Consider the following 17,945-nt stretch of genomic DNA (forward strand, 5'->3'; position numbering starts at 1 on the left):
ATGCGCACAACGCCGTTCGACTCCCTTGACGACTACATCGCCCTGCCCCGCACCGATTCGCTCGCGCTCTCGCCCGACGGGCGCCGCGCGGTCGTGGCCATCGCGACACTGAACAAGGACGGCACCGGATACGACCGGGCGCTCTGGGAGATCGACGCCACGGGCACGGGCACGGGTGCCTGCGCCCCGCCGGCTGACCCGCTCGGCCAAGGGCGAGTCGGCCCCGGCCTACACGGCGGACGGAGACCTGCTGTTCCTGTCGGCGCGCCCGGACGGCTCGGGCTCCGACGACGACCCGGCCCAGCTGTGGCCGTGCCGGCCGGAGGAGGAGAGGCACGGCCGGTCACCCGGCTCGCCGGAGGCGTGTCGGCGATCGAGGCGGTGGCCGCGGCATCCGATGTCGTGATCGTCCGCGCCCCGCTGCTGCCGTTGGCCGACACTGTCGAGGACGACGCGCGCCTGCGCGCCGAGCGCACGAAGCACAAGGTCGCCGCGATCCTGCACGAGGGCTATCCGGTGCGGTACTGGGACCACGACCTCGGCCCGGACGAGCCGCACCTGTTCGCGCTGTCGCTCGACGAGCTGGCCGATCCGGTCGGCGTCGATCGCGCCGAGGACGAGGATGACGAGAAGGATGCCGCGTCCCGGCCGTATCCGGCGTCGCTGCCGCGCCCGCGCGAGCTGACGCCGCATCCGGGTCGGTCGGCCGATGCCTTCGGTGTAACGATCACGCCCGACGGCACCACGGTGGTCGCGGCGCTGCAGGCACCCGAAGGGCGGGACGAACGCGCGCGGCTGATCGCGATCGAGGTCGCGACAGGCGACCACACGGTGGTGCGCGACGAGCACGAGGTCGACAACGAATCGCCGACGATCTCGCACGACGGCACCACACTCGCGTGGGTGCGCACGGTCAAGAGCACGGCCGCCGCCCCTACCGACCAGGAGGTGTGGGTGAGCGGCATCGACGGCTCCGGCGCCCGTCGCATCGCCGGCGGATGGGATCGCTGGCCGTCGAGCCTCGCCTTCGCCGCCGACGACGCGGCGCTGGTCGTCACCGCCGATCAGGACGGCCGGGGACCGGTGTTCCGTGTGCCGCTCGACGACACGCCCGTCGCGCAAGCTGACCGACGACGACTTCACGTATCTGAACCCGTCCGTCGACCGCGACAGCGGCGACATCGTGGCCCTGCGGACGAATTGGATGCTGCCGCCCCACGCGGTGCGCCTGTCGACCGCCGGGGTGACGGCGCTTCCGTCACCCGTGCCGCTGCCGAGGTGCCCGCCACGATGACCGAGGTGGAGACCACCGCCGCGGACGGTGCGCGCGTGCGCGGCTGGCTGCGCTGCCGGCCGCCGACGACGGCGGGGCAGAGGCCCCGGCCCCGCTTGCTGTGGATCCACGGCGGGCCCCTGAACAGCTGGAACGCCTGGAGCTGGCGGTGGAACCCGCAGCTGGCGGTCGCCCGCGGCTACGCGGTCCTGCCTGCCGGACCCGGCCCTGTCGACCGGCTACGGCCTGGACTTCATCGCGCGCGGGTGGAACAGCTGGGGCGGAAAGCCGTACACCGATCTGATGGCGATCACCGACGCGGTGGTCGGGCGCGACGACATCGACGAGACCCGCACGGCGGCGATGGGCGGCTCGTTCGGCGGGTACATGGCGAACTGGGTCGCCGGTCACACCGATCGGTTCCGCGCGATCGTCACCCACGCGAGCCTGTGGGCGCTCGACCAGTTCGCCGGCACCACCGACCACTCCGGCTACTGGCAGCGCATCTTCACCCCGAGGCGATGATCGCCCACTCGCCGCACCGGTTCGTCCGCGACATCCGCACCCCGCTGCTGGTGATCCACGGCGACCGGGACTACCGGGTGCCGATCGGGGAGGGCTGCGGCTGTGGTCCGAGCTCAATGAGCATTTCGCCGCCGCGGACGGCACGCTGCCGCACAAGTTCCTGTACTTCCCGGACGAGAACCACTGGGTGCTGCGGCCCCAGCACGCGCTGGTCTGGTACCAGACCGTGTTCGCGTTCCTCGACCAGCACGTGCGGGGAGCGGACTGGGTCCGACCGGACCGGATCGGCTGACCGCGAGAGGCGGGCGCCGTCGTCTACAGGCGGGCCCCGTCGTCGTCCTCGTCGTCCAGGTGCGGCGCCTTGCCGCGCCACGACTCGTACGCCATGATCCAGCCGATCGACACGATCGCCGCGAGCATCAGACCGAGCCACACGCTGCCCAGGATCACGCCGACCAGCGCGCCGAGGCCGAGGCAGCACGATCGTGCCGATGATCCACTGCACGCGGCCGCGCGGCCAGCCCGATCCCGTCGACGCCATGGTTCCAGCGTACTGACGATCAGTGGACGGGCGGTGGGTCGGGTCGCGCGGCGAGGCGCTCGAGGGCGCGGCGCAGGCGTGCCTCGAACGTCTGCGGCGACGGCGCGGTGATCAGCGGATGCAGGATCGAGTACCGTTCCGCGCGGCTGAGCGCCTCGAAGGCCGCGCGGCCGCCCGGGAGCGCGTCCAGCGCGCGGAGCAGTGCAGCAGGCGGTTCGGCTTGCCGAACCCGCATACGCGCGATCCCACCGTCCATCGGCCCTTGCCCGGTCCACCTCGTCCTGACCGCGCGGGCGCAGCCGACCCTGGTCGGCGAGACGCGCGATGTGCTCGACGTTGCGCGCGGACCACATCGACCGCGCGCGGCGCGGGGTGAACCGCTGATGGAACGTGGCGGCGTCGCGCGCTCCCTTGGGGCCGTCGATCCAGCCGCTGCACAGTGCCTCATCGAGCGCCTCGCCGTAGATCAGTCGCGTGGGTGCGGTGGCTCCCTTCTTGGCCAGAACCAGCCACACCCCGTCCGACGTGGACTCGTAGGCGTCCAGCCACCGCCGCCACGCCGCGGCGTCATCGACGATCAACTCGTCGTCTCTTTCCATCCCGTGAGTGTCGCGCCGGCCTCCGACATCCCACAAGGGGTCAGCGGTCTCGGTGGTCCTCGGGGGCCAGGCGCGGTCCGCGGCGAGGCTCGCGGGGTCCGCCGAGCCGGATCAGGCGGATGACGCGCTGCCGATGTCCGGGCCAGGAGGCCAGCAGCCGCAGCATCCCTTCGTCGTCGGTCCGGTGCCCGGTGAGAGCGAAGCCGACCTCGTGCGCGAGATGGTAGTCGCCCACGCTCACCGCGTCGGGATCGCCGAACGCACGGATGCGGACCTCGGCCGCGGTCCACGCCCCGATCCCGCGGATCGCCGTCAGGGGCGTGTCGCGGTCGGATGCCGCCTCCACTGCCGCGACGAGGGACCGGCCCCGCTTGGCGGCGGTGACGATGGCCCGCGACTGTGGAGGCTCCACGCCCGCGCGATGCCACGCCCACGAGGGGATCGTCCGCCACTGCTCGATCGTCGGCGGCGCGAACATCGGCACCGGCGTCGGGCCGGGCACGCGCTCGCCGAACCAGGTGACGAGTCGCCGCCAGGCGCCGAATGCCTGCAGGCCCGTGACCTTCTGCTCGAGCACGGCGACTGCCAGGGCGTCGAACGTGAGGTCGGTGCGGCTCAGGCGCAGCCCGGGGTGGCGGCGATGCAGGTCGGCGACGAGCGGATGGGCAGCCGGCTCGAATGCGTCCCGATCGTCGAGCGCCCCGCACAGGGCCGGCACCTGGGCCAGGGCCCAGGCGGCGCCTGGCCCCCACGCGGCGGCGCGCACCGTGCCCGGCGCCGTCTCGCGCAACGCGAGCGCGGCGATGCCCTCCGGCGTCCGGGACGCGCGCCAGATCACCGACCCGGCGACGGTCATCGTGGGGTCGCGCGGCCCGCGGCGGTGGATCCCGATGGTGGCATGCAAATCGAGGGGATGCGGCGGCCGGTACTCCGTCTCGCGCGGAGCGCCGGCATCCGGACCAGGGTCGCGCACGCGCGCGACGTTCGCTCCCGGATGCATGGACCCACCCTACGCGCGGTCGCCGACGGCGCCGCGGAGCCGGTCTGCATCATGCCTGCATCGGCTATGATGCAGACATGCGCACCACCGTCGACCTTCCCCCCGCCGTGCACCGCCGCGTCAAGGAGATGGCCAGAGAAAAGGGCGGCTCGGTGTCCGGTGTGATCGCCGACCTCACCATCCGCGGCCTCGCACAGCTCGGTGCACCGGTCGAGATCGAGTTCGATCCACGCACGCGCCTGCCGGCGGTCAGCATCGGCCGGCGGATCACGGACGGCGACGTCGTGCGGCTGCTGGATGAGGAGTGAGCGTCTTCCTGCTCGATGCGAATGTGCTCATCGCGCTGACGGTCGTGGAGCACGAGCATCATGAACGGGCGGTGACCTGGTTCGCCGGAATCGACCGATTCGCGCTCTGCCCCATCGTCGAAGGAGCGCTCGTGCGTTTCCTGCTGCGGCTGGGGGAGAGCGCCGATGTCGCGCAAGCGCGTGCTCATCGGAGTCCATCAGCATCCCAAAGCCGAGTTCTGGCCGGATGCCGTCTCCTATGCCGACGGCAATCTGTCGGAGGTGCGTGGGCACCGTCAGGTGACAGATGCGTATCTCCTTTCCCTGGCGCGCAGGCATCCCCGATGGCATGCTCGCGACGATGGATGAGGGACTCGCGGCCCTCGGGGACCGGGCCCTGCTGCTGCCCGCGTGAGCGTTGCCCCCCGGTTACAGATGACTTAGACTGTTTCATATCACTGATGGCGAGCGAGGGAGCCCGACATGGCATGGGAGTTCGTAAGTCTGGAACAGGGGATCGCTCAGGCAGGGTCTCCGATCCGGCTGCTCTGGAAGCCGGAAGCCGGCCCGTGGGCGCCGCCGGTCGTCGAGGGCGAGTACGTGGGCTGGCGCCAGGAACAGGATGCCTGGCGCAGCACGGTCGCGCTCTCGGACCTTTCGTACCACATGTCCGACACGTTCCTACGGGGCTCGGGCGCGGCGCGACTGCTCAGCGACGTGAGTGCCAACAACATCGAGGACTTCGCAATCGGGCGGGCGAAGCAGTTCGTGCCGGTCGCCGCCGACGGCAACATCGTCACCGACGGCATCCTGCTGCGCGACGGCGAGGAGTCCTACGTGCTCAGCGGCGTCGAGGCAGCCCAGCACTGGGTGACGTTCCACGCGCAGCAGGGCGGGTACGACGTCGAGTTCTCCACCGATCCCGATCGTTCCTTCATGCCCGGTGACCCCCGACTGTTCCGGCTGCAGGTGCAGGGGCCGCGTGCGCTCGACGTCGTGCACCGTGCGTTCGGGGGGCCTCTGCCCGAGACGAAGTTCTTCCACTCGACACCGGTGGAACTGCGCGGCGCCACGTTCCGGGCTCTGCGGCATGGGATGGCCGGCCAGCCCGGTTACGAGTTCATCGGCGATTATGCCGACCACGACCGTGTGAAGGAGGCGCTTCTGGCTGCCGGCGAGCAGTCCGGCATCGTTCACATCGGCGCGCTCGCGTACGCCACCAACGGCGTGGAGAGCGGCTGGATCCCCACCCCGACGCCCGCGATCTACACGGATCCGGCGCTTGCCGGGCTTCGGGCGAGCGTCAACCTGTTCTCGTACGAGGGGCAGAATCCGCTCTACGGCAGCTTCTACTCGGACGATCTCGCCGACTACTACACGTCTCCGTGGGAGCTGGGCTACGGACGGTCGATCTCGTTCGCGCACGACTTCATCGGGCGGGATGCGCTGCAGGCTGCGAAGGACGCCCCGCACCGCGCGAAGGTCACCCTGGCGTTCGACGCAAGCCGACGCCGAGCGGGTCTTCGGCGCCGACCCCGGCTACCTCAACGATTATGGCCGCCACCGCATCGAGCAGAACGGCGAACTCGTCGGGCTGACCTTCCAGACCATCAACAGCGACCCCGAGCGCACGGTGCTGGGGCTCGCGCTCGTCGATGCCGCCGTCGCCGAGCCGGGCACGAGCGTCGAGGTGGTCTGGGGGCGGCATCCCGGCCACGGCACCGCGCCCGACGCCGATCTCGGGTTCCCGCGCCTACGCGCCACGGTGCTGCCGGCGCCCTACAACGAGTACGCCCGCACGGCGTACCGGCAGGACTGAGGCCCGCCGTGGCGAGCGACCGCAGGGCACTCTACGAACAGATGCGAGAGCACCCGCAGGGCGCGCTCGGCATCGACCGTCCGGCGATCTTCAGTCCGGCTGCGGCCGCGCAGGACGAGGGCAACGACCGAACGACGATCAAGCGGTTCGGGCCGCTGTACCTCCCATCGGAGTACACGAACTGGGCGGATGAGGCATCCGCCCACGTGAAGACCGCTTACCTCGGTGACTGGTCGTCGCTCGCGAAGATCGTCGTGCGTGGCCCCGACGCGCACGCCTTCCTGAGCCAGCTCGGCATGAATGACCTGTCGCGCTTCGAGATCGGCCAGATCAAGCACCACGTGCAAGCTCGACGAGCACGGATGGGTCGCGTCGGAGGGCATCCTCCTCCGGCTCGCCGACGACGAGTTCCTCTTCACAGCCGGCTCAGGGGACTGGCTGCTCTGGCAGCTGAACCAGGGGACGTGGGATGCCGCGGTCCGGGACATCAGCCCGGATAGATTCATCTTCGGCATCCAGGGTCCGACGTCGATTCATGTGCTGGAGACCGTTCTTGCTGATTCGCTGCGCGAGGTCCGTTTCAACCGCAGCCGCTCGGCGACGCTCGGCGGTGTGCACGTGCAGATCCTGCGTGCGGGGATCTCCGCCGAGCTCGGGTACGAGGTGCACGGGCCAGCGGATGCCGCCGACAAGATCTGGCGGCTCATCCGCGATGCGGGCGCGCCGTTCGGCCTGCGCCAGCTCGGCATCCGCGCGCAGCCGGTCCAACACATCGAGGCCGGCATCGCCACCAACGGGCTGGACTATTTCCCGTCGTCGGCGATCACGCCCGGCGCGGCGTGGCAGTTCCGACGTGGCGGGGTCGAGGGAAGTTTTGTGCCGACGAACGGGTTCGCCGACTACTTCCGCAAGCCGGTCGAACTCGGATGGCACGTGCGCGGCGACTTTACGCATGACTTCCTCGGAAAGGACGCGTTGCTGGCTGACCGCACTGCCGGCGACCCGCCGCGCGTGCTCGCGGGACTTGTGTGGAACAGCGAGGATGTCGCCGCGCTGCTCGCCGCGGGGCTGTCCGACGGGCCGCTGCCCGAGCCGATGGAGCTGCCGCGGGTCGCCGGGCCTGCTTTCGACACAGTCCTCGTCCGTGGTCGACCGGTCGGTGTCGCGACGGGCCGCACGCTCAGCCCGACGTTGCGAAAGACGATCTCGCTTGCCACGATCGCGCGTCAGCACAGCGTGGTCGGCACCGAGGTCACGGTCGTCTGGGGCCGCCCCGGCACCCCGCAGCGCGAGGTGCGCGCGGTCGTCGCGCCCCTCCCGTTCCGGCCGGACAACCGGCGCGTGGACGTCACGACTCTGCCCACGACCTGACCGGCCGGAACGCGAAGCGCGGTGACGCGACGAAATGCCGGCCGGTCTCAGCGGTTGCCGGATCCCTGCGTGCTCTCGCTGAACGGGCGGTTGATCACAGTGGCGCGCACCGTAGTCTGCGCGTGCCGCTCGATCGCCCGGTTGTTCGAGCCGCCGTTCGGCTCGCCCCAGGTCAGCACGACCTCGTCACCCGGCTGTGCGTCGGCGTCGAGTGATCCGAGTGAGATCCAGGACCGCGTGTTCGAAGAGTAGATCGACAGGTTCATGCTGCCGATGTGACGGCCGTCCTTCTCCACCCGGTCGAACTGGCAGGCGGTGTACGTCGACATCGGGGTGTCGAGGTACTTGTAGCGCTGGTCGCCCTCGTTGTACATGCTCGCGAAGATCTTTGCCACGTCATCCTGGTTCCACTCCACCCAGGCCTTGTGCCGGTGCGGTTCGTCGATGCGTGCCTCCAACGCCTCGCGCCCGATGAAGTCATGATCGAACTTGGCGATGTGCGTGTAGCCGAGATCCCACGGGGTGACGTAGTAGTCCTCGATGCGATCCGAGACGAAGCTGCCGCCAAGAGCCAGTCGGCCCTCGAACGAGTTGCCGTTGTGCCAGCGCCGGAAGTCGGCCAGCTCTGGCTCGAATACACGGCCGGCAGCGTATTGGCGATCCACCCCGATTCGGTGGCGACGGATGCGTACGCGCGCCCGCCGATCTGGGTGATGCCGAACTCGGCCCCGGCCTGGAGGAGTGTGTCGCGCACGCCTTCGAAGTCTTCGTACGGACCGAAGAACTCGAGCCCGGGGAACCCAGACATCCGGTGATTCAGTGCGGTCGCCTCGTAACGTCCGATCTTGAACCGGCCCATGTGGAAGAACTTGATCTCGGGCAGCGGGCCGCCGTTGACCTTCTCCAGGATCTCGCCGGCGGTCGGGCCCTGCAGCTCAAGCCGATAGAGCTCGCGTGTGCGGGGCACGATGATCGCGCGCTCGTCCCGACGGAGCTCGACGTTCCAGCTGCCAGTCTCGGCGTGGAACTGCACCCAGCTCAATGCCGGCGGCCGGCCCACGATGCGCACCAGGTCCTCGCCGAGGCAGAACAGGATGGCGTCTCCGATCATGTTGCCGTCCGGACCCACCGCTATCAGCTGCTTCGCCTTCATCGGGCCGAATCCGCGGAACGTGTTCGCGCCCAGGTGCGCGAGCAGCCGGAACACGTCCGGTCCCTGCACGATGAGGTCGGGCATGTGCTGCGACAGGTCCATCAGTGCCGCGCTCGTGCGCCACGATTCCTGCTCGTCGCGCCAGTTGGTGAACTCGGAGGTCACCGGGAATATGAACGATCCGCTTCTTCCGCTCGCGCAGGGCTGGAGGGGTCCGCCGGCTGCCTGGATCGTGTCTTCGAGAGTGGGCATGTCATCCCTTCGGGTTTCGCCCGCGTCGGTGCGGGCGGACACTAGGTTACCAGACATCTGTAATAATACCAGCGTTCTGTAACCATTCCGTTCGTGGATAATGTTGTCAGACGACGAACAGGAGTCCCGCATGCCGCAAGACGAACCCTCTGCCTGGCTCGACGGGCTCCCGTACCGGCTGTGGCGGGCGAATCAGGCCCTGCACCAGCGGATCGTGAACGACATCGAGGATCTCGGCGTGACGGTCACCCAGCTCGGCATCTGCGTGCACCTCGACGAGCTCGGCCACATGTCGGCATCCGATCTCGCCCGGCTGTTCCGGCTCACGCCGCAGAGCGTCACCACCGCGCTGAACCATCTGGAGAAGCTGGGGTGGGTCACGCGGTTGCCGCACCCCGTGCACAAGCGCGTGATCTGGTACGAACTCACCGAGGCGGGGCTTGCCGGCGCGGACGAGGGCCGGACCCGGGTAGCGGCGGTGAACCACGAGATCGACGCGGTGCTGGATGCCACGCACCAGGCCGCTCTGCGAGAGACCCTGACGATCCTCACCACGACGTTCGACGGCGTCGAGGTTCCCATCGGCACGATGTGGCCGGTCACCGGCTCGCGCTGAGGGCGACGAGCGGTCAGGACGGCGGTCGGCCGGCCGTCTGCTACAGGGTGAACACCTGCAGGTCCCGGCCCACAGTGACCGGACCGTGATAGCCCTGACGAGCCCATGCCGTCCACTGCCGCACCGGAAGAACCGGGCTGACCAGGTCGCCGACATGGCTCAGGACCAGACGACGTGCCTGGGCGTCGGAGGCGACGGCGCCCACCTTCTGGACCTCGACGTGGGAGGTGAGCAGATGATCCTTCAGAGCGTCCGGGCCCGGCCATCCCCGTACGTTGATGGCCTCGTGGACGAGGATGTCGGTCCGGTGGGCGAGCGTCGGGATGTTGTCGGTGTACGTCGTGTCGCCCGAGAAGGTGACGGAGCCGTACTCGGTGTCGAAGCGGTAGGCGAAGGTGGGAAAGGTCGGCCCGTGGGGCACCAGGACGGCCGTCACCCGCACGTTGGCGTCCTGCATGATCAGGAACGGCTTGCATCCGCGGCGCGGTGTTCTGGAAGGACGCTCGCACGCCCGGGATCGAGACCTCGTGGACATCCATGAGCGTCGACGCGTCACGGATGAAGCTGTCTCGCATGAACAGGTTGGTGCTGTACGCGAACGCGTCGTTGCAGTATTCCGTCAAACCCTGCAGACCCGGAGTCGGATCGTTCGGATTCACCGTCGGGGATATGCCGCCCCCGAAGGTCGGCGGAAGGCCGCCTGCGGGCCCCGGACCGAACACGGGGGTCTTGTCGGGAAGCGAATCCATGGCAGTTGGGTTGCCATTGCCCCCGAGCAGGAAGAAGTTGTAATAGTCGGCCACGTGATCGGCGTGCAGATGCGTGATGAAGATCCCGGAGAGCGCCGCGAGCTTCAGGCCGGCCTGCAGGTAGGCGGTGACGGCGTTGCGCCCCGCGTCGATCACATACACGGCACCGTTGACGACGAGCGCGCTGGAGATTCCGCCGCGGTCACTGTGCGGGGGCGGTCCGCCGGCCGTTCCCAGCAGCACCAGGTGCGCACCGTGCGACAGCGCAGACCAGTTCGACGGCCCTCCCGAGCTCTTCGGTGCGGCCAGCGCCGGGGCGCCGACGCCGACGATGCCGGCCCCGGCGAGCGCGCCGATGCCCCCGAGCATCGCCCGGCGCGAGAGCCCGCGGCGCTCGGGTGCGGATGGGACGCCGCCGGACTGGACGGACAAGTCACTGCAGGAACCACACATGCGTTTACCTCTCCCAGACCTGGGTGCCGACCCGCCGTGCGGGATCGGACGGTGCGACCAGGGCGGGACGGCAGATCGCCGCGAACAGCTTCCACGGAGACGACGTCATCTCCCGCCAAGTTTCAGTTGTTGGTGATGATAACAGTCAGCTCAAATCCACACCAGAGCAGATCGCGTCTCGGCGGTTGCCGGCGAAGCGATATCAGGCGGCCCGGTAGGCGGTCCGCGTGTACTCGTTGTACGGCGAGGGCCGTACCGTCGCGCGGATGCGCGGGAACCCGAGGTCGGCGTCGGGCGCGGTGCCGTGCCCGGGGTGCTCGCCCCACGCCACCTCGAGTTCGGTGCCAGGTTCGGCGACGCCCTCGTCGACGAGCGCCAGGGCGAGGATGCGGTCGAGCGGGGCGATCGTCGCGGTCCAGAACGTCATGCCCACAAGCGCTCCGTCCTGTGCTTGTACGCGGTGGCGGTCGTAGGTGCGCACATACCCGGGGTGGTCGTCGAAGACTGCGGCGACATCGGCGGCGTCGAACTCGAGTGTGACCTTGCGGCGACGGACGAGCTCGTGGGCCTCGTTGAGTGCGTCGCGACCGATGAACTCGCGGTCCAGCGTGATCGAGCGCCCGTAGCCGAGCTCCCACGGCGACAGGTAGTAGTCCGCGATGTCGTCGGAGTAGAAGCTGCCGCCGAGCGGCTTCTTGCCCTCGTACGAGAAGGCGCTCAGCCACCGGCGGTAGTCCGCCAGGCGCGGATCGGTGTAGATCGCCGGGGTCGGGGTCGGGATCCACCCGCTCTCGACGCCGTTCGTGAAATAGGCCATGCCGCCCACGGGCACCAGGCCGAGAGGCTCGCCCGCCTCCAGCAGCGCATCCTTGACGGCGCCGTGGTCGGCGAATGACCCGATGAACTCATAACCGGCCTGCCCGGCCATGCCGTGGCGCAGCGCGCGCACCCGGCGCCCATCGACGTCCACGAAGACCGAGTGGAAGAACTTCGTCTCCGGCAGCGGTCCACCGAAGGCGCGGGCGGCGACCTCCAGTGCGTGCGGCCCCTGGATCTGGAAGCGGAAGAGCTTCGGGTCGCCGGCCCTGCGCACCGACGAGTCGGGGTCGGTGGAGAACGCGACGTCGTACCCGTTGCGCTCGGCGTGGAACGTGACCCAGTTCTGCGCAGCGGGCACGCCGGTCAGCGCGTACCGGTCCGGCGCCTCGCGCAGCAGGATGCCGTCGGTGATGATGTTGCCGTCGTACGACACCGGCACGAACTGCTTGGCCTGGCCGATCGCGAATCGGTCGTAGTCGTTCGCGCTCACATCGCGCAGCAGCCGGGTGGCGTCGGGTCCTTCGAAGACGGTGTCGGACATGTGGAACGAGAGGTCCGAGAGCGCGACCGTGCTGCGCCACGCCTCCTGCTCGCGCTGCCACCCGCGTACTCGGCGGCGACGACGGGCACGTCCCACGGCGCGGCGTCGGGCCCGCCAGCAAGCCGGATGGGTGATCCTGCGCGGTCGATCGCGTCCTGGAGGGAGGGCATGGTCATGGGTGTTCTCCTTTTGTGCGAGGGATGCCGTGGCTCATCGGCTGCGGAATTCGGTGATCCACTGGGAGGTGGCCTGGATGCCGCCGAAGGTGTAGAAGTGCAGGCGCACCGGGCCGTGCCGGCCGGGGTCGTAGCTGGCGGCGAGCGCGCCGATGAGCCTCTCCGGGCCCGCGGTCCCCATCAGGTTCGTGAGCGAGAAGCCGTACTTCTTCACGATCAGGGCGTTGGCGCCGATCCCGAACCGACGGGCGAAGCCCAGCAGCCGCTTCACCCCGGCCGGCCCAGGCACGCCGATCCGGATCGGGAGGTGGACGCCGGCGTCGCGCACCTGCTCGATCCAGCGCAGCACCGGCTTCTCGTCGAACGCGAACTGGGTGATGATCGAGCCCTCCACCCCCTGCTCAGCGAGCGCCGCGACCTTTCCGCGCAGCGCGCTCCACAGCACGTCGTCGGGGATGTCGGGGTGTCCCTCGGGGTACCCGGCGATGCTGACATGACGGACGCCTGCCGCGGGCAGGACGCCCGTGCGGATCACGGATTCGGCGTCGGCGTACGGCCCGTGCGGTGTCGCGGGGTCGCCGCCGACGCAGAACACGCTGGTCGCGGCATCCACCTCGTGCAGAGCCCGGAGATATGTCTCCAGTTCGGCACGGTCATGCAGGCGGCGGGCGGAGATGTGGGGGACCGGCTCGAGGCCGGCGGTCCGCACGGCGCGGGCGGCGGCCGTGCGCATCGTGAGGTCCTCGTTGCCGAGGAAGGTCACGTTGACTCGGGTGCCGCGCGGCAGCAGGCCGGCGGCGGCGTTCAGGTCATCGACGTCCTTGCCGGTCATCTCCAGCGAGAAGTCGGCGAGCAGGTCTGTGGTGGTGGGGTTCGTCATCGAATCGCCTCTCGGTGGTGGGTTCACAGCACGACGGTCTCGCGGCCGTGGCGCATCACCCGGTCCTCGCAGTGCCACGTGACGGCCCGGGCGAGCACCGCGCGTTCGACATCGGCGCCGCGACGCTGCAGATCGGCGGCGGTGTCGGCGTGGGTCACGCGGACCACGTCCTGCTCGATGATCGGGCCCTCGTCGAGGTCCTCGGTCGCATAATGGGCGGTCGCACCGATCAGCTTCACGCCGCGCTCCTTCGCCTTGCGGTAGGGGCCCGCGCCGATGAAGGCCGGCAGGAAGGAGTGGTGGATGTTGATCACGGGGACTCCGACCCTCGCCAGGAAGTCGCCGGAGAGGATCTGCATGTAGCGCGCGAGCACGACGACGTCGACGTTATCCGCCAGCAGTTCCACGATCCGGTCCTCCGCGGCCGCCTTGTCCGGCCCCGACGACGGCACGTGGAAGAACGGGATGCCGAGGAAGCGCACGTCGTCGGCGACGACCGAGTGGTTCGAGATCACCATCGGCACCGTCATCGGGATCTCACCGCGCCGCTGCCGCCACAGCAGGTCCAGCAGGCAGTGGTCGCTGGTCGATGCGAGGATCGCGACGCGCTTCGGCGTCGCCAGCGCGGAAAGCCGCCACGTCAGCCCGAATCCTTCGCCCAGCGCGACCCGCAGCGACTCCTCCAGTGCCGAACGCGCGACGTCCAGGCCTTCGAGCCGGAACACGGCACGTTGGAAGAAGCGCCCGCCGTTCGCGTGATCGGTGTACTGGTCGAGCGAGATGATGTTCGCTCGGTGCTCGGCGAGCGTGGTCGACACGGCACGCACCAGGCCCGGTCGATCCTGGCCCTGCACCAGCAGCACCGCCTGGTCGCGGAGCGGATCGAGATCGGCTCCCCGTGCCGCCATCGGTGTCTCGACGATGGTCATCGCCGCCTCCTGTCTTCGTCGTCAGAGTTTAAGCTGACTGAAAGACTAGCAGACACCTGTAACTCAGTGCACGCCGAGGAAGTCCTCGAGCGTGGCGGGGGTCGCGGTCAGCAGCGGCTCGTGCAGGGGTTCGTCCGGGAACTCGCTGGCCTCGAAGAACCAGCGACGGGATGCCGGCAGCCCCCACAGCTGTGCGCGGCGGCGGTTGCTGACATCCCAGCGAATCGGCTGCTCTTCGAGGTCGATGAACTGGTAGTGCGTGGTGAACAGCTCGATGCGGTGCTGGTCGGGATCGCGCAGGTACAGGAACATCGCGTTGCTGATGCCGTGCCGGCCCGGGCCGCGATCGATCTCGTCGCCGAACCCGCGCGCACCGGCGACATCCGCCGCATGCAGCAGGGCGGAGGCATCCGGCACGGTGTACGCGAAGTGGTGCAGACGCGGACCCTTCCCGTTCGTGAACACGAGGTCGTGGGTGTTGCCCTTGACCTCCATCCACGTGCCCCACAGCTCGTCGGTGCCGTCGGTCGCCGTGTATTCGCTCATGCGCATCCCCAGGCCGGTCCAGAAGTCGGTCGCAGTCTGCACGTCGTGCGTCACGGCCTGGTAATGGTCGAGGCGCTGCGGGGCCCCGGCGACGAACTCGTCGAAGTCCTGCATCTTGCGCGGCACGAGGTCCATGCTGCTGGTCAGCTCGAAGTGCATGCCGACCGGGTCGCGGAACCGCAGGGTCGGCCCCTGGTGCGGCACCTCGACGCGCTCGTGTGCGATGCCGGTCTCGGTGAAGTATCGCTCGGCGGCGACGATGTCACCATCGGTGCGGACGCGCAGCCCGATCTGGCGCGCCTGCGCCGTGTCGCCGCGCTCGAGCACCAGGCTGTGGTGGGCGGACTCCTCGAGACCGCGCAGATACACCACGTCGTCGGACTCCTCGGTGACGACCAGGCCGATCGTGTCGCGATAGAAGTCACGGCTGGACGGAAGGTCGGTCACCGCGAGGCGCACGTGGCTCGCGCGGGTCAGGGTGAATGGGGGAGTCTGGTTCCAGGTGGGCAGCATCGGTGTCTCCTTCGGGTCGGTGCTTCCATCGTGTGCGCGATGGCCGCGAAGGAGAAGCCCCGGATCGGCTGGCGCACCTATAGATGAGCGCTATACCGACGGCTCGGATATCATCTGAGCCATGGAGCTGCGCCACTTGCGGTACTTCAGTGCCGTCGTGGAGGCGGGGTCGTTCTCGGCGGCCGCCGAGACGTTGCATCTTTCGCAAGCCGTCGCTGAGCGTCGCGATCGCGAAACTGGAGACCTCCGTCGGTGTGCCGCTCCTGGATCGTTCGCCGCGCGGGGTCGAGCCGACGAGCGCCGGACGGTACCTCCTGGATGCCGCGGCCGGCCTGCTCGCAGAGGTCGATGACATCGCCGAGGCGCTGGGGCGCTTCGGCGCCGGTACGACGGGTCGGCTCGCGCTGGCGGTCGTGCCGACCCTCTTGTGGCATCGGCTGCCGCGTCTCGCTGCGGGCGTTCGCGGATGTCGCGCCGGACGTGGAAGTCCGTCTGACGGATCCGCCGCCGTGGACGGCGATCGATCAGCTCGCGCGTCGTGCCGTCGACGTCGCGATGATCATGGTGGCCGAGCCCGACCGGTTCGCCGCGCGGCACCGCGGCCAGTTCGACATCGTGGACGGCGGCGAGGTTCCGCTGGTGGCCGCGTTGCCTCCGAGTGAGTCCGACGCCCCCGACCCGCTTCCGCTTGCCGCGTTCGACGGGCGCCGCATCGTGCTCCCGCAGCGCACCGCGGCGGTGCCGAGCCTGCCCGAGGCCGTCGACGAGGCGTTTCGCGCGCACGGGATCGCACCGGCCGCCATCCGCACCGCCGAGACGATCCAGACGAGCATCCCGTTCATCGAGTCGGGTGCCGCCTGGGGCGTCCTTCCCGACCCGGATGCGGCGAGCCTGCGTCGCTTCGACCTCGTCGTGCGGCGCCTCGACCCCGAGCCGACGCCGCTGCGGGCACTCGTGCTCACCCGGCCCGGCGGGGCGCAGCATCCCGTCATCGCGCGATTCATCGCCAGCCTCGACGTCCGGGCTCGGTAATCGTGTGCGAAATCGCACGCGATTATGGGAACCTTCGGGTGAATGCGCGGGATCTCGCCGCAATGAACCACTCTCTGCCGAGGAATGCGCGGGGATTGTGTGCGATTTCCGCTATTATTCAACGATGGTGACCAAGGCCGAGCAGGCATATCAGATCCTGCGCGAACGGATCATGGACGGCACGTTCGGCCCGGGACAAAGGCTGGTCATCGACCAGCTCGGCCGCGAGCACTCGATCTCGTCCGTTCCGTGGCGCGAGTCGCTGCGTCGGCTGGAGGCCGAGGGCTGGGTCGAGATCATTCCGAACGTCGGCGCCCTGGTGAAGACGTTCGACACCGACTCCTGGCACCGCACCATGCGGCTGCTGGCCCGGATCGAGGGACTCGGCGCCGCGCTGGCGGCCCCGCGCCTGACCACGGAGGACATCGACGACGCGCGCGCGCTGAACGCGGAGATGCGGCAGGCCCTGACCGATTTCGACGTCGCCCGCTTCGGCACTCTCAACCGGCAGTTCCACGAATTCATCTGCTCGCGGTGCGGCGACGCGCATCTGTCCCATCTGATCCACAACGAGTGGACCCGGCTGGACATGGTCCGCCGCAGCGCGTTCTGGTATGCGCCGGGGCGTGCGCTCGCATCGATTGCCGAGCACGAGGGCATCCTCGACCTGATCGAAGGGGGTGCCGACCCCGACCAGGTCGAGACGTCGATGCGGCGCCATCAGCTGAGCACGCTCGAGGCGATCGCCCATCACGAGGCGGCTCTGGCCGCTCAGACCGAGGCCTGAGCCTTCAGCGCTCGCCGCCGCGCACGATCAGCGTGAGCTGGACCATCGCGTCGGAGGCGGCTTCGAGTGCGTCGCGGTGCGCCGAGTCGAGTTCGGCGATCGCGTCGGCCACGTCTGCGGCCCAGCCGGCGGCTATCGCCTCGTGCTCGGTCAAGCCGAGCGCGGTGGGGATGACGCGGATCGTGCGCCGGTCGGCAGGGTCGGGAGCACGTTCGACCAGTCCGCGGTGCACCAGCACACGCAGCGCACCGCTCGCGTTCGGCTGATGCAGTCCGAGTGCGGTGGCGAGCTGGGAGACCGTGCACCCGGGAGCATCCACGATCTGCTTGAGCAGGGCCACCTCGGTGGTCGGCAGAGGCCCCACTCCGGCGCGATCCGGGGCCCGTTTGTGGATCGTCCAGGCCAGTTCGCGCAGGATCACCGGCAGTTGCCGGCCCGCCGCAGATGACATCGCACCCTCCCCTTCTCCGGCGCCAGGCTATCGGCTGGCGCCGGCGGATGGATCAGAGCGGCTTGCGCCATGACGTCGAGCACATGGTTCGTGGCGGCGACGTTGTCGAACCCGGGAAGCCGCCCCATCTCCCACTCGCCGATCGCCAGGGACGTGTCGACGATGAGCTTGCAGCGCTCGTAGCGCCGTGCGGTGTACTCGGCGAACGCCGTGTCGAGGTTGTCGTGGCGGGAGAGCGCGTCGGCCAGCACGACCCCGTCCTCGATGGCCTGCGCGGCGCCCTGGCCCAGATGCGGCGTGATCGCGTGGACGGCGTCGCCCATGAGCACGACCCGGCCCTTGTGCCAGGGCGTGGGTGTGCCCATCGACTCCTCCGGCCGAGCACGATGTCCGCGTCGTCGGTGATGAACTCGTCGCGCACGCGACCGGTGAGCCCACCGAACGGGGCGAGGTACTCGCGCAGCCGCGGCGCGAGCTGGTCGTCCGGGATGCGCTCGTGGTCCCCGAAGTGCGCGTTGTAGAACATGTAGGCCAGGTCGGGCCCGATCGGCACGTAGCCGGCCATCCCCGCCTCGCACACCTGCAGCACGATGCAGTCGATCTCCGGCAGCCGGGGGATGTTCACACGGAACG

The 17,945-nt window shown here is 69.4% G+C and carries 18 protein-coding genes and 4 pseudogenes; 10 read left to right on the forward strand and 12 right to left on the reverse strand.

Going from position 1 to position 17,945, the window contains the following annotated elements:
- Complete coding sequence (locus L2X98_RS13690) at window positions 1–2,187, forward strand: alpha/beta hydrolase family protein (protein WP_435526202.1); 2,187 nt, start codon at window positions 1–3, stop codon at window positions 2,185–2,187.
- Here the strand turns inward: L2X98_RS13690 and L2X98_RS22380 are convergent.
- Complete coding sequence (locus L2X98_RS22380; protein ID WP_435526203.1) at window positions 2,114–2,938, reverse strand: YdeI/OmpD-associated family protein; 825 nt, start codon at window positions 2,936–2,938, stop codon at window positions 2,114–2,116. The genes L2X98_RS13690 and L2X98_RS22380 overlap by 74 nt on opposite strands.
- Window positions 2,939–2,978: 40 nt before the next feature.
- Window positions 2,979–3,938: a DNA-3-methyladenine glycosylase family protein gene (locus L2X98_RS13705; protein WP_259611279.1), complete on the reverse strand. Its 960-nt coding sequence runs from the start codon at window positions 3,936–3,938 to the stop codon at window positions 2,979–2,981.
- 77 nt (window positions 3,939–4,015) lie between these two features.
- On the opposite strand from L2X98_RS13705, the gene L2X98_RS13710 reads away from it, so the two are divergent.
- The 4 genes from L2X98_RS13710 to L2X98_RS13725 all read left to right on the forward strand — a co-directional run bounded on the left by L2X98_RS13710 (window position 4,016) and on the right by L2X98_RS13725 (window position 7,415).
- On the forward strand, window positions 4,016–4,246 hold the full coding sequence (locus tag L2X98_RS13710; protein WP_259611280.1) for a hypothetical protein: 231 nt from the start codon (window positions 4,016–4,018) through the stop codon (window positions 4,244–4,246).
- A gap of 165 nt (window positions 4,247–4,411) precedes the next feature.
- The gene (locus tag L2X98_RS13715; RefSeq protein ID WP_259611281.1) at window positions 4,412–4,594 is read left to right on the forward strand and encodes a PIN domain-containing protein; all 183 of its coding nucleotides are present in this window, start codon (window positions 4,412–4,414) and stop codon (window positions 4,592–4,594) included.
- Between the two features lie 114 nt (window positions 4,595–4,708).
- Entirely contained in the window at window positions 4,709–6,544 is a 1,836-nt protein-coding gene (locus L2X98_RS13720; protein WP_259611282.1) for a hypothetical protein, read from the forward strand.
- Window positions 6,426–7,415, forward strand: coding sequence for a glycine cleavage T C-terminal barrel domain-containing protein (locus L2X98_RS13725; protein ID WP_259613334.1), 990 nt, complete (start codon window positions 6,426–6,428; stop codon window positions 7,413–7,415). Before L2X98_RS13720 ends, L2X98_RS13725 begins: the two co-directional genes overlap by 119 nt.
- A gap of 47 nt (window positions 7,416–7,462) precedes the next feature.
- Here L2X98_RS13725 and L2X98_RS13730 read toward each other — a convergent pair whose 3' ends face one another.
- Together L2X98_RS13730 and L2X98_RS21340 are read right to left on the reverse strand one after the other, a co-directional pair.
- Window positions 7,463–8,080 (reverse strand): hypothetical protein, encoded by a 618-nt coding sequence (locus L2X98_RS13730; protein WP_259611283.1) that lies wholly within the window; start codon window positions 8,078–8,080, stop codon window positions 7,463–7,465.
- A gap of 53 nt (window positions 8,081–8,133) precedes the next feature.
- Window positions 8,134–8,952, reverse strand: a pseudogene (locus L2X98_RS21340) (hypothetical protein); the annotation flags it as partial.
- On the opposite strand from L2X98_RS21340, the gene L2X98_RS13740 reads away from it, so the two are divergent.
- On the forward strand, window positions 8,951–9,436 hold the full coding sequence (locus L2X98_RS13740; protein WP_259611285.1) for a MarR family winged helix-turn-helix transcriptional regulator: 486 nt from the start codon (window positions 8,951–8,953) through the stop codon (window positions 9,434–9,436). The pseudogene L2X98_RS21340 and the gene L2X98_RS13740 sit on opposite strands and share 2 nt — an antisense overlap.
- Before the next feature lie 40 nt (window positions 9,437–9,476).
- Here the strand turns inward: L2X98_RS13740 and L2X98_RS13745 are convergent, their stop codons facing one another.
- The 6 genes and pseudogenes from L2X98_RS13745 to hpaD form a co-directional block, all read right to left on the reverse strand.
- Window positions 9,477–9,893, reverse strand: a complete 417-nt coding sequence (locus L2X98_RS13745; protein ID WP_259611286.1) for an MBL fold metallo-hydrolase — start codon at window positions 9,891–9,893, stop codon at window positions 9,477–9,479.
- Between the two features lie 349 nt (window positions 9,894–10,242).
- Window positions 10,243–10,638 (reverse strand): annotated as a pseudogene (locus L2X98_RS21345) (MBL fold metallo-hydrolase); the annotation flags it as partial.
- Between the two features lie 202 nt (window positions 10,639–10,840).
- A complete protein-coding gene (locus L2X98_RS13750) occupies window positions 10,841–12,094 on the reverse strand; it encodes an aminomethyl transferase family protein (protein ID WP_259611287.1) in 1,254 nt (417 codons plus the stop codon).
- A 114-nt stretch (window positions 12,095–12,208) separates the two neighbouring features.
- Window positions 12,209–13,054 (reverse strand): methylenetetrahydrofolate reductase, encoded by an 846-nt coding sequence (locus L2X98_RS13755; protein WP_259611288.1) that lies wholly within the window; start codon window positions 13,052–13,054, stop codon window positions 12,209–12,211.
- A gap of 23 nt (window positions 13,055–13,077) precedes the next feature.
- A complete protein-coding gene (gene purU / locus L2X98_RS13760) occupies window positions 13,078–13,983 on the reverse strand; it encodes a formyltetrahydrofolate deformylase (RefSeq protein ID WP_259611289.1) in 906 nt (301 codons plus the stop codon).
- A gap of 63 nt (window positions 13,984–14,046) precedes the next feature.
- Window positions 14,047–15,042: a 3,4-dihydroxyphenylacetate 2,3-dioxygenase gene (gene hpaD / locus L2X98_RS13765; RefSeq protein ID WP_259611290.1), complete on the reverse strand. Its 996-nt coding sequence runs from the start codon at window positions 15,040–15,042 to the stop codon at window positions 14,047–14,049.
- A 121-nt stretch (window positions 15,043–15,163) separates the two neighbouring features.
- Between hpaD and L2X98_RS21350 the strand changes: the two are divergent.
- The 4 genes and pseudogenes from L2X98_RS21350 to L2X98_RS13775 form a co-directional block, all read left to right on the forward strand.
- A pseudogene (locus tag L2X98_RS21350) lies at window positions 15,164–15,235 on the forward strand (LysR family transcriptional regulator); the annotation flags it as partial.
- 22 nt (window positions 15,236–15,257) lie between these two features.
- Window positions 15,258–15,338: pseudogene (locus L2X98_RS22385) on the forward strand (helix-turn-helix domain-containing protein); the annotation flags it as partial.
- A 52-nt stretch (window positions 15,339–15,390) separates the two neighbouring features.
- On the forward strand, window positions 15,391–16,074 hold the full coding sequence (locus tag L2X98_RS13770) for a LysR family transcriptional regulator substrate-binding protein (protein ID WP_259611291.1): 684 nt from the start codon (window positions 15,391–15,393) through the stop codon (window positions 16,072–16,074).
- Window positions 16,075–16,198: 124 nt separating this feature from the next.
- Complete coding sequence (locus L2X98_RS13775; RefSeq protein WP_259611292.1) at window positions 16,199–16,861, forward strand: GntR family transcriptional regulator; 663 nt, start codon at window positions 16,199–16,201, stop codon at window positions 16,859–16,861.
- Between the two features lie 4 nt (window positions 16,862–16,865).
- Here L2X98_RS13775 and L2X98_RS13780 read toward each other — a convergent pair whose 3' ends face one another.
- On the reverse strand, window positions 16,866–17,312 hold the full coding sequence (locus L2X98_RS13780; protein WP_259611293.1) for a MarR family winged helix-turn-helix transcriptional regulator: 447 nt from the start codon (window positions 17,310–17,312) through the stop codon (window positions 16,866–16,868).
- The gene (locus tag L2X98_RS21355) at window positions 17,279–17,677 is read right to left on the reverse strand and encodes an FAD-dependent monooxygenase (RefSeq protein WP_354003062.1); all 399 of its coding nucleotides are present in this window, start codon (window positions 17,675–17,677) and stop codon (window positions 17,279–17,281) included. The genes L2X98_RS13780 and L2X98_RS21355 overlap by 34 nt, the downstream gene beginning before the upstream one ends.
- Window positions 17,678–17,945 lie beyond the last annotated feature (268 nt).

Origin of the sequence: Microbacterium elymi (assembly GCF_021582895.2) — a bacterium.
GTDB classification, from domain to species: Bacteria; Actinomycetota; Actinomycetes; order Actinomycetales; family Microbacteriaceae; genus Microbacterium; species Microbacterium humicola.

What these genes read in the sequence shown, in the direction of transcription:
- L2X98_RS13705 (WP_259611279.1), bottom strand. Translation starts at nt 3,938, where the DNA reads ATGCATCCGGGAGCGAACGTCGCGCGCGTGCGCGACCCTGGTCCGGAT.
- L2X98_RS13710 (WP_259611280.1), top strand. Translation starts at nt 4,016, where the DNA reads ATGCGCACCACCGTCGACCTTCCCCCCGCCGTGCACCGCCGCGTCAAG.
- L2X98_RS13770 (WP_259611291.1), top strand. Translation starts at nt 15,391, where the DNA reads ATGACATCGCCGAGGCGCTGGGGCGCTTCGGCGCCGGTACGACGGGTC.
- L2X98_RS13780 (WP_259611293.1), bottom strand. Translation starts at nt 17,312, where the DNA reads ATGTCATCTGCGGCGGGCCGGCAACTGCCGGTGATCCTGCGCGAACTG.
- purU (WP_259611289.1), bottom strand. Translation starts at nt 13,983, where the DNA reads ATGACCATCGTCGAGACACCGATGGCGGCACGGGGAGCCGATCTCGAT.
- L2X98_RS13720 (WP_259611282.1), top strand. Translation starts at nt 4,709, where the DNA reads ATGGCATGGGAGTTCGTAAGTCTGGAACAGGGGATCGCTCAGGCAGGG.
- hpaD (WP_259611290.1), bottom strand. Translation starts at nt 15,042, where the DNA reads ATGCTGCCCACCTGGAACCAGACTCCCCCATTCACCCTGACCCGCGCG.
- L2X98_RS13740 (WP_259611285.1), top strand. Translation starts at nt 8,951, where the DNA reads ATGCCGCAAGACGAACCCTCTGCCTGGCTCGACGGGCTCCCGTACCGG.
- L2X98_RS21355 (WP_354003062.1), bottom strand. Translation starts at nt 17,677, where the DNA reads ATGGGCACACCCACGCCCTGGCACAAGGGCCGGGTCGTGCTCATGGGC.
- L2X98_RS13690 (WP_435526202.1), top strand. Translation starts at nt 1, where the DNA reads ATGCGCACAACGCCGTTCGACTCCCTTGACGACTACATCGCCCTGCCC.
- L2X98_RS13715 (WP_259611281.1), top strand. Translation starts at nt 4,412, where the DNA reads ATGTCGCGCAAGCGCGTGCTCATCGGAGTCCATCAGCATCCCAAAGCC.
- L2X98_RS13755 (WP_259611288.1), bottom strand. Translation starts at nt 13,054, where the DNA reads ATGACGAACCCCACCACCACAGACCTGCTCGCCGACTTCTCGCTGGAG.
- L2X98_RS13775 (WP_259611292.1), top strand. Translation starts at nt 16,199, where the DNA reads ATGGTGACCAAGGCCGAGCAGGCATATCAGATCCTGCGCGAACGGATC.
- L2X98_RS13745 (WP_259611286.1), bottom strand. Translation starts at nt 9,893, where the DNA reads ATGCAGGACGCCAACGTGCGGGTGACGGCCGTCCTGGTGCCCCACGGG.
- L2X98_RS22380 (WP_435526203.1), bottom strand. Translation starts at nt 2,938, where the DNA reads ATGGAAAGAGACGACGAGTTGATCGTCGATGACGCCGCGGCGTGGCGG.